The sequence below is a fragment of the Streptomyces sp. NPDC050315 genome, assembly GCF_040655775.1.
Lineage (GTDB): Bacteria > Actinomycetota > Actinomycetes > Streptomycetales > Streptomycetaceae > Streptomyces.
Map to the genome: position 1 here is coordinate 52764 of NZ_JBFAKN010000016.1, position 10039 is coordinate 62802.

Consider the following 10039-nt stretch of genomic DNA (forward strand, 5'->3'; position numbering starts at 1 on the left):
GGCCGCCCGCAACGGCTCCCGCAGCCACACGACATGGTCTTCCAGCAGATCCCCGAGGACCCCGAGCACGGCGCCGCCCCCGCCCCGCTGCTCAGCCGGCGAGCGCCCGCGCGATCGCGGCGCCCACGGTGACGTTGTTGCGGTAGACCTCGGCGTTGACGTCCAGGCTGCGGCCGCCGGTCGCGCGGCGGATGCGGTCCAGCAGGAACGGCGTCGTGGCGGCCCCTGAGACGCCCTCTCGCGCCGCCGCGTCCCACGCCTCGGCCAGCACCGCTCGTGCAGCCGCGGATCGAGCTGGCGGTCACGTGGTACGGGATTGGCGACGAGCAGCGCGGAGCGGAGGCCGAGCGCGTCCCGGGCCCGGATCATCGCGGCGATCTCCGCGGGCGACTCCGCCGACGTGTCGATCCCGTGGCCCGAGTCGGCGACGTAGAAGCCGGGGAAGCGGCGCGTCCGGTAGCCGACGACCGGGATGCTCAGGGTCTCCAGCCGCTCCAGGGTCGCCCCGATGTCCAGCACCGACTTCACCCCGGCGCTGACCACCGTCACCGGGGTGCGGGCGAGGGTCACCAGGTCCGCCGACTCGTCGAAGCTGGTGCGCGCCCCGTGGTGCACCCCGCCGAGGCCCCCGGTGGCGAACACCTGGATGCCCGCGAGGTGGGCGAGGTGGGAGGTGGCGGCCACCGTCGTGCCGGCGTCCCGGCCGGTGGCGATGGCACCCGGCAGGTCGCGGACGCTCGCCTTGGCCACGTCGTCCACGGTGCACAGCCGCTCGATGTCGGCATCGGAGAGGCCCACGGTGGGGACGCCCGCCACCACGCCGATCGTCGCCGGCACCGCGCCGGCGGTGCGCAGGATCTCCTCGGCCTCGCGTGCGATGGCGAGGTTGCGCGGCCGGGGCAGCCCGTGCGTGAAGATCGTCGACTCCAGCGCGACCACGGGGCGCCCTGCGTCGAGCGCCCGGCGCACATCGTCGGCCACTGCGGGGAGGTGCGCTGTCTGCCGGGTCATCTCCTGCTGCCTCCTGGGACGCGACGACGCGGGACCTCGTGCGGCGGCGGGCGTACCGCGCTCGACACGATGGCGGTGCGGTGTTCCCGTACCGCTGTTCTCTGCCCGTATCGGCTGCGCCCTATCCCGTAGGGGCGTCCACCGCCGCGTACTCAGTAGGGCGGTCGGTTGCGGCCGCACGAGGGTCAGCAGCGCGCCGTACAGGGGACGACGACGCGCCACAACGAGGAGCGCGGCGCCTCCGAAGCACAGCGGCGCCCCTCGGATCTCCCCTCAGACCTCCGCCGCGTCCGGCCCGATCCGGCCCCGTACGGCGGTCTGGACCTCGGTCTCCTCCGCCGGGTCGGCGGCGAGCCGGCGGAGCTGTTCGACGACGCGGGCGTCGGCGGTCGCGGCCGTACGGGCGGCGAGCTCCCGGGTGGTCTCCTCGCAGTCCCACAGGCACTCGACGGCGAAGCCCGCGGCGAAGCCGGGGTCGGTGGCGGCCAGCGCGGCGGCGGCCCGGCCGCGCAGGTGCGAGGAGGAGGTTTCGCGGTAGATGTGGCGCAGTACGGGCGCGGCGCACTCGACGCCGAGCCGTCCGACGCCGTCGGCCAGCTCCCACAGGCCCTCGGCGTCCGGGCCCTCGGCCTGCACGGTCCGGCGGAGCACGGCGAGCACCGTGTCGGCGTCCCTGGCGCCGCCGCGGCGGGCCAGCAGCGCGGCGGCCACGGCGCCCAGCCGGTCCGGGCGGCGGGCCCAGACCCGGGCGCGTTCGACGGCCGCCACGGAGCGCATACGGCAGAAGGCGCCGGTCGCTGCCTCGACGAGCTCCGGGTCGGCGAGCGGGTCGGAGGCGGCGGCCTCGATCAGGTCGAGCGCCTCCGGGTCGCCCCGTTCGGCGAGGTGGCGCAGGGCAGCCGCGCGGGCGGCGTCCGGACCGCTGCGCGCGGCCGCCAGCAGCTCGGGGCGGTCCTCGGGGCCGGCCACCGCTGCCAGGCAGCGCGCCGCCGCGCCGGTCCGCCACTCGGCGGGCCGCTCGGCACGGCCGTCCTCGGCCCACTGCAGGACCTCGCGGACGCTCCAGCCGGGGCGCGGGCCGCTCGGCGTGAGCTGGCGCTGCCAGCGGTCGAAGCAGCCCTGCTCGCCCGCGGCGCGCACTCGGGCGCCGTACCGGGCGTCCTCGGCCCACAGCCGCCAGGGGCGGGGCTCGAACGCGTCCCGTACGGCAGCGGCCAGCTCGGCCTCGCCCTCGGGGGTCTCGGGGAAGCGGGCCAGTACGGCGGGCGCCAGGGAGAGCAGGCCCTCGTCGTCGTCGCGCAGGGCGAGCTCGTCCAGGGCCCAGCGCCAGTTGTCGCCGACCGCGGCGTAGCTGCGCAACAGGAGCAGCGCGGCGTCGCGCCCGTAGGAGGCGAGGTGGCCCAGGACGGAGAGCGCGAGGCCGGTGCGCTCCTCTCGGGTGTCGATGCGGTCGTCGGGGTGGAAGAGGTGCCGTTCGATCTCTTCGAGGCCGCCGTCGAGCTGCATGTACAGGCGTGCGTAGTACAGCGAGCGGTTCTCCAGCTGCCAGTCGCGCCGGGGGTCGCGCAGCACGCTGTCGTTGAGGGCGGCCAGGGCCTCGGCCCGGGGCGCCGCCAAGGCATGCAGGGTCCCGTCGCCGCGGCCTCGCTGGAGGAGGCCGAGCAGGGTGCCACTGGGCGCTATGTCTGGATCGAACATGAGGTCAGCATCCGGTGCGGGGGACTGGCTGGCAACGGGATTTCCGCCGACCGGCATTCTTGCCGGTGTCCGCGGGCCGTATGCGTCGTTCCCCACAGTGGATCGGCGGAACGACTGCCGTACGGCGGCCGAAGCCTAGCCCGGAGCGATGGATTCCGCAGCGGCCGGGCGGGTTACCAAGGCGCAGCCGGGGGCATATGCCATGCGCACCACCGTATCGGGTCATGCCAAATCCCTTACGCGCGGTCGCAGCCTGTGCAACAGTCGTTACCGGCCCTTCCATCAGACATGGCCGACGAGGCCACAGACATGGCCGCGCGCCGCCTGATATCGGAGTACGTCATGCCGTCCCATCTCTTCGCGGACCATCATCACGCGCAGCCGCCCGAGCGCGGCGCGGTCGACGCACTCATCTCGCAGGCACGCCGGCTCCGTGGCAGCCTCGACGCGGTGCGCCGCGAGGCCGCCGCCGAAGGTCACCCGGACGAGGACGCCCGGCTGCGCTGGCAGCGCGCGCTGTGCGACCTCGCGGTCCACCACCTCGACGATCTCGGTGGCCATCTGGACCAGCTCAGAGAGGGACTGCCGGCCGGGCCCGTGGAAGGCCCCGTGGAGGGCGTGGACGGGTTCCTGCCGCACCCCGCGGCCCCGCCCGGCCCCGACCCCGAGGCGCAGGCCCGCGGCTCGCTGCTGACCCGCGTGGGCAGCGCGGAGTGGAACCTCCTCACCGACGAGGCCAGCTGGTCCGAAGAGCTCTTCGGGATCTTCGGCCGGGAGCCCGCCGACGGGCCGCTCACCCTGGACGAGCTGCCCTCCCTGATCTTCGCCGACGACCAGCCCCTGGTGACCGCGATGGTCACGGACTGCCTGGTGGACGGCAAGCCGATCGACGGCGAATTCCGCATCGTGCGCTCCGACACGAGCGTGCGCACGGTGCACATGGTGGGCGAGCCGGTGCTCGACGCCGACGGCAGCACGGCCTGCATGTGGGCCGTACTGCGGGACGTCAGCGAGCTGCGCCGCAGCCAGAGGGCGGTGCGCGAGACCCGTGACTCGCTGCAGCGTCAACGGCACATCGCGCAGACCGAACACCGGCTTGCGGTCGAGCTGCAGGAAGCCGTGCTGCCGCCGTGGCGCGGCTCCCTGCGGTTCCCGCACGGCGGCCCGGTCGCCCTGGACCTCGCCGCGCGTTACCTCCCTTCCGGCTCCAGCGCCCTCGTCGGCGGCGACTGGTACGACGCGCTGCAGCTGCCCGACGGGCGCACGCTGCTGAGCGCCGGCGACCTCACCGGGCACGGCGTGACCGCCACGTCGGGCATGGCGATGCTGCTCGGCGCGCTGCGCGGCATGGCCGTCTCGGGCCAGGAGCCGGGCCCGATGATGGGCTACCTCAACCAACTCCTGGACACCTCCGCGCAGCCCGCTCTGGGCAGCGCGGTGTGCTGCCGCTTCGACCCGGCCACCCGCAGGCTGGACTGGGCGCAGGCGGGGCACCCCGCCCCGCTGCTGTTCCGGGACGGGCGGGGACGGGCGCTGCAACCGCCGGAGGGCGTGCTGCTGGGCGCGACCTCCGGGGCCGTGTACACGCAGCGCAGCGTGCAGTTGGAGCCCGGCGACCTGCTCGTGCTGTACACCGACGGGCTGGTGCCCCGGCGCCGTACGCCCGACGCGGACAGCGCGCATGAAGGCGCGGAGCGGCTGCTCGCCCTCGCCCCCCGGTTCGCGGCGGCGCGGAGCGCGCAGGACAGCGTCCGTATCGTCGTCGAGGAGTTCGGCAACGCCGAACGGGAGGACGACGCGTGCGTGTTGATCGCGCAGGTCGGTGAATAACGGGTCAGTGAGCAGCCGGTCGGCGAACAGCCCCTACGGGGGCTGACGGCACGCCGGAAAGCGCCCCGAGGTCTTGGGGGCGTCTCCGCGGTATCGCGGGGCTCCGGCAGTCGCTGACGGCCGCTCAGATCTGCCCGTTGCGGTCCTTCGGCTTCTTCTGCTTCGGCAGGGCGAGCCTGATCTCCTCGCGCAGGTCCTGGACCTTGGCGTAGTCGGTGTACTGCCCCGTCAGGCGGTACATCTCGCGCAGCCGGTCCCATGTGCGGTGCGAGGAGTTCTCCCCGATGGACACCAGCGCCAGCCGTGCGTACCGGTCCGCCTGTTCGGGATCGTTGGCGATGAACAGGGCGGAGGCCATCGACAGATAGTCGAAGATCTGCGAGCGCTGGTAGCCCTCCCTGCGCAGCGCCAGCGCCTGCCGCGCGTGTCCCTGGGCGACCTTGGCGGCCTTGGGGTCGTGCTCGGCGAGCGTGCGGTACGCCAGTGCCTCCATGCCGTGCAGGTCGGCCTCGTCGAAGCTCTGCATCCAACTGGGCGGCGGCACGTCCCGCTTGTCCGAGACGAACAGCTCCTCGGCCTCGCCGAGGGTGCGCCGCATCGCCTGCCCCTGGCCCTTCGACGCCTGCGCCCACGCCTCGATCGTGTGCAGCATCGCACGCGTACGCGGCAGGGTCTCGTCACCGGAGCCGGACTGGGCGAGCTTCATCAGGTCCAGCGCGTCGTCCGGGCGGCCCAGATGGACCATCTGGCGCGCCGCCCGGGACAGCGCCTCTCCGGCCCGGGGGCGGTCGCCGCCCTCGCGGGCCGCATGCGCGGCGATGACGAAGTACTTCTGGGCCGTGGGCTCCAGGCCCACGTCGTGGGACATCCAGCCGGCCAGGACGGCGAGGTTGGCCGCCACGCCCCACAGCCGCCGCTGGAGGTGCTCCGGATGGCGGTAGGAGAGCATCCCGCCCACCTCGTTGAGCTGGCCCACCACGGCCTTGCGCTGCAGCCCGCCGCCGCGGGACGCGTCCCAGGCACGGAAGACCTCCACCGAGCGTTCCAGCGCGTCGATCTCCTGGGAGCCCACGGGGGCCGCTTCGTAGCGGTCCAGGCCGGCCTGGTCGAGGGTATGGGGGCCGAGGGGGTTGTCGGTACGGGGCGCGTCGGCTGCCAGGGCCGGGTCGGCGTGCAGCCAGTCGTACATGGCGCTGCTGAGCGCGGAACCGGCGGCGAGCGCCGCGCCCGCGCCCACCAAGCCGCGTCGGTTGAGCATGAGGTCCATTCCCGTGAATTCCGTGAGGACCGCAGCCGTACGGTCGGGCGGCCACGGCAGGCCGTCGGCGGCCTGCCGCTTCCCCGCGCGCCCTGAACGTGCGAAGCCGAGGTCCTCGGTGGTTACGACACGGCCGAGGCGCTCGGTGAACAGGGCCGCCAGGACCTTCGGTACCGGATCGCGCGGGGTCTCTCCCATGTCGATCCAGCGCCGGACTCGGGACGTGTCGGTCGCCAGCTGCGGGTGGCCCATGGCCGCCGCCTGCCGGTTGACCAACCTCGCCAGCTCGCCCTTCGACCAGCCGGCGAGCTGGAAAAGGTCCGCGAGACGGGTGTTCGGCTCCCTGTTCACGTCAAGCCCCCAGGTTCCTCGACTGAGTTGACAGTAACCGGCCGTCATGTGCCGGGCGAGCATTCGCCAGGGTTCGCCAGGGTGCGCCAGATGGTCTGCCACCCGTAGTCGCGTGTTCTGTAGAGACGCAGCCCCCGGCCCGGTGGCGGAAACGCATTCCCCAGGGTGTCGCAACCCTCACCGGGCCGGTGGCGCACCGCCACTCGTCGGCGCACGAAGGGACCTCATCCACCCATGTACGCAGCATCGTCCGCCGCGACCGCCCCGCCCCGGCCGTACCGCCCGCAGCCCACGGGCAGCGGTCCGTACCTCGATCCCGCCCACTCCTCGGGAATGGCCGCCGGGCCTCCGGGCGGCCGCCTCCGGCGCCCCCAGGGAGCAGCACCACAACCGCTCAGCGGGAGACTCGATTTGTCCGGCCCCCAGGGCGCGCAGTTGCGCGCGGCGGTCGCCTCGGTGCAGCGCATCTGTCCGGAGTTCAATCCCGTCCAGGTACTGCGGCGGGGCGGGAAGTCCGTCCTTCTCGTCGGCACGACCGGACGCACGACCGCGGTGGCGAAGTGTTTACTGGACCATTCGCCGGCGTGGGTCGAGCGGTTCCGGCACGAAATAGCTGCGTATCGCGCCTTCGTACGCCACCGTCCACCGGTGCGCGTGCCGAGGTTGGTCGCCGCGGACCCTGACAACTGCACGCTGGTCGTCGAACGCATGCCCGGCCGGGTGGCCGCCGTGCAGCGGCATCCCACGGACGGACCGCCGCGTGCGGATGTCCGGGCCGCCCTCGGGGCGATCTGCCGGATCAACCTCTGGCGCCCTCCGGCCGGGATGTTCGACGCGCCCCTGGACTACGCGAACCGCATCGGCCGGTACCACGACCTCGGCCTGCTGACCGACCGGGACCTCGGTGACCTGCAGAAGCTGATGCACGGCATCGCGCACTCCCCCGGCCAGTTCTGCCACGGCGACGCATTGTTGAACAATGTCCTGCTCTCGCCGGCCGGCCCGGTCCTGCTGGACTGGGAGCACGCCGGTTGGTATTTGCCGGGCTACGACCTGGCGACCCTGTGGTCGGTGCTGGGAGACGCACCGGTCGCGCGCCGCCAGATCAGCCAGCTCGCGCAGGCCGCGGGCCCCGCCGCCCGGGACTCCTTCCTGGTCAACCTGATGCTGGTACTGACCCGGGAGATCCGGCGCTACGAGACCGCGGTGCAGCGGACCATGCGGGAGGAAGTACCGCCCGGTTCCACCGGTCAGGGACAGCCGGGGGCGCCCTCGGCGGGCGAGGAACAGCGCCTGCTGTTGCGGCGGCTGCACGACGACGCCCAGATGGCGCGGCGTGCGGTACGGGCGGCGGTCGGCACCCGCTGATCCGCCGACGGGGGGAAGGGAGCGGCGCGCCTGTGCTGGGGCGCGCCGCTCTCGTATGCGCGCTTCGAGGCCGAGGCGCGCCGCTCCCGTAGGTGCGGCGCCGCTCTTCTGTACGCGCTCCGCCGCGCCAGGGTGGCGTACGGTGGCGCGCCCCGGGGCATCACCCTCACGCACCCTGTGGCGGTGCGGAATACGAGTGGTGCACGGCCCGGCGTTCCCTCCGGCATTGGTCCATTCCACTGACGCGTCCCAGGCCCGGCGCCCGGTGCGCGAAAACTTCTCCGGCCCCGCGCCGACCTGCGAAATCGGGCGATTGCGGGGTGATTGACGGATCGTCGGCGAACCGATACCTCTTGATGGGTTCCCGCACGCCCAACGGCGCACCATCCGCCACACCGCCCGGTACGGGCCGGCCCGAGGAGGCTGCATTGCGAGGATCCGCCCCTGTCGGCGTCGCCAGACGCGACGCCCCCCGAACCCCCCGCAGGACGACGAGGAGGGCCGCTACCGCCGTCGCGGTGGCCGCCCTCCTTCTGCCACTGGTCTCGGCCGGGCCCACCGCCACCGCGGGCTCGGACGCCGGCTCCCTCCAACGTGCCTTCGCCGACGCCTCCGCCCGGTACGGCGTGCCGCAGAGCGTGCTGCTGGGCGTCGCCTACCTGGAGTCCCGCTGGGACGGGCACCGGGGCGCGCCCAGTGTGGCCGGCGGCTACGGCCCGATGCACCTCACCGACGCGCGCACCGCGCTGGCCCGGGAGGCGCCGCACCACAGTGAGGGCACCGAGGACGCCCGCGGCGACGACGCGCGCCCCCGTAAGACCGCCGAGGCGAAGCTCCCGAGGGCCTCGGAGCTGCCGGCGCGGCTGCGGACCCTGCCGAAGGCCGCGGCGCTCACCGGCCTGTCCGCACGCGAGCTGCGCGAGAACGCCGCGGCGAACATCAGCGGCGGCGCGGCCCTCCTCGCCGATCAGCAGCGCAAGCTCGGCCTGAAGGCGAGCGAGGACCCCGCCGACTGGTACGCCGCGGTGGCCCGCTATTCGGGGGCCAGTGAGGCGAAGAGCGCCACGGTCTTCGCCGACCAGGTGTACGACGTGCTGCGCGACGGCGTCTCCCGGACGACCGACGCCGGCCAGCGCGTCACCCTCGCCAAGTCCCCGGGCCTCGCCCCCGACCGCGCCCAGACCCGTGTACTGGGCCTGCGCAAGGCGCAGTCCGGGAGGACCGAGTGCCCGCCGGAGGTGGCGTGCGAGTCGGTGCCCGCGCCGTACCAGGAGCTCGGCGACGGCGACTACGGAAACCATGACCTGGCGGACCGCCCCGAGGACCAGTCCGTCGACTACATCATCGTCCACGACACGGAAGCGACGTGGGAGACGACCCTGAAGCTGGTGCAGGACCCGACATACGTGTCCTGGCACTACAGCCTCCGGTCCTCCGACGGGCTGATCGCCCAGCACGTCCCGACCAAGGACGTCGGCTGGCACGCGGGCAACTGGTACGTCAACTCCCACTCCATCGGCCTGGAGCACGAGGGCTTCCTGGCGGCGCCGGACGCCTGGTACACGGAGGCGATGTACCGCACCTCCGCGCGCCTGGTGCGGTATCTGGCGCGGAAGTACGACATCCCGCTGGACCGGCAGCACATCCTCGGGCACGACAACGTGCCGGGGACGACCACCGCTTCGATAAAGGGCATGCACACCGACCCCGGCCCCTACTGGGACTGGGACCACTACTTCATCCTGCTGGGCAACCCGCTGGTGCCGACCGCGGGGCCGCACGGCGGCCTGGTCACCATCCGCCCGGAGTACGAGGAGAACCAGCCTCCGTACACCGGCTGCGAGAAGGCGGGCCAGCCGTGCACCGCGCATGGTTCGGGCGCGGTACGCCTGTACTCGGCGCCCAGTGAGGAGGCTCCGCTGATCAAGGACGAGGGACTGCACCCGGGGGGCGGTGACTCCACCATCGGGGTGAACGACACGGGCGCCCGCGCCAGCACCGGACAGCGGTTCGCGGTCGCGGACCGGAAGGGCGACTGGACGGCGATCTGGTATCTCGGTCAGAAGGCGTGGTTCCACAACCCCGGTGAGGAGCCGACGGCGGTGCACGCCAGGGGCTGGGTGGCCGTCCCGAAGGAGGGCAGGACCGAGATCCCGGTGTACGGCCGGGCGTACCCGGAGAAGGCCGCCTACCCGGCCGGCGTTCCGGTCCAGTCGGTCTCGCCGCTCCCGTACGCCCTCAAGGCCGGCCAGCGTTACGCGGTCGGCGACCGGATGCTCGGCGAGTACTTCTACGCACCGACGTTCGACACGAGCAAGCACGCGGTCGTGCGCGGCAAGGACGCGTACTACGAGATCCAGGTCGGTCACCGGGTGGGCTACGTCCGTGCGGCGGACGTCGACATCCGCAGGTCGGGCCGCTAGACGAGGCGGGGAACTGCGCGCCCAGCCACGACGGCGCGTCAGCCGTCAGACAACCGCACCGCCTCCGGGCCGGGGATCGTCGTCATCATCATCGGTCTTC

At 73.4% G+C, this 10039-nt stretch carries 5 protein-coding genes and 1 pseudogene; 3 read left to right on the forward strand and 3 right to left on the reverse strand.

Annotated features, from left to right (window positions below):
• Positions 1 to 91: 91 nt before the first annotated feature.
• Together AB0I82_RS35720 and AB0I82_RS35725 are read right to left on the reverse strand one after the other, a co-directional pair.
• Positions 92 to 1011 (reverse strand): annotated as a pseudogene (locus AB0I82_RS35720) (pseudouridine-5'-phosphate glycosidase).
• 273 nt (positions 1012 to 1284) lie between these two features.
• On the reverse strand, positions 1285 to 2709 hold the full coding sequence (locus tag AB0I82_RS35725) for a HEAT repeat domain-containing protein (protein WP_363261661.1): 1425 nt from the start codon (positions 2707 to 2709) through the stop codon (positions 1285 to 1287).
• 342 nt (positions 2710 to 3051) lie between these two features.
• On the opposite strand from AB0I82_RS35725, the gene AB0I82_RS35730 reads away from it, so the two are divergent.
• The gene (locus AB0I82_RS35730; RefSeq protein WP_363261668.1) at positions 3052 to 4539 is read left to right on the forward strand and encodes a SpoIIE family protein phosphatase; all 1488 of its coding nucleotides are present in this window, start codon (positions 3052 to 3054) and stop codon (positions 4537 to 4539) included.
• Between the two features lie 124 nt (positions 4540 to 4663).
• Here the strand turns inward: AB0I82_RS35730 and AB0I82_RS35735 are convergent, their stop codons facing one another.
• Positions 4664 to 6148 (reverse strand): hypothetical protein, encoded by a 1485-nt coding sequence (locus AB0I82_RS35735; RefSeq protein ID WP_363261662.1) that lies wholly within the window; start codon positions 6146 to 6148, stop codon positions 4664 to 4666.
• Positions 6149 to 6382: 234 nt separating this feature from the next.
• Here AB0I82_RS35735 and AB0I82_RS35740 point away from each other — a divergent pair, with 234 nt between their 5' ends.
• Positions 6383 to 7516 carry an aminoglycoside phosphotransferase family protein gene (locus AB0I82_RS35740; RefSeq protein ID WP_363261663.1) on the forward strand — a complete coding sequence of 378 codons (1134 nt, stop codon included), beginning with the start codon at positions 6383 to 6385 and terminating at the stop codon, positions 7514 to 7516.
• 518 nt (positions 7517 to 8034) lie between these two features.
• Entirely contained in the window at positions 8035 to 9939 is a 1905-nt protein-coding gene (locus tag AB0I82_RS35745; RefSeq protein WP_363261664.1) for a peptidoglycan recognition family protein, read from the forward strand.
• Positions 9940 to 10039: the final 100 nt, after the last annotated feature.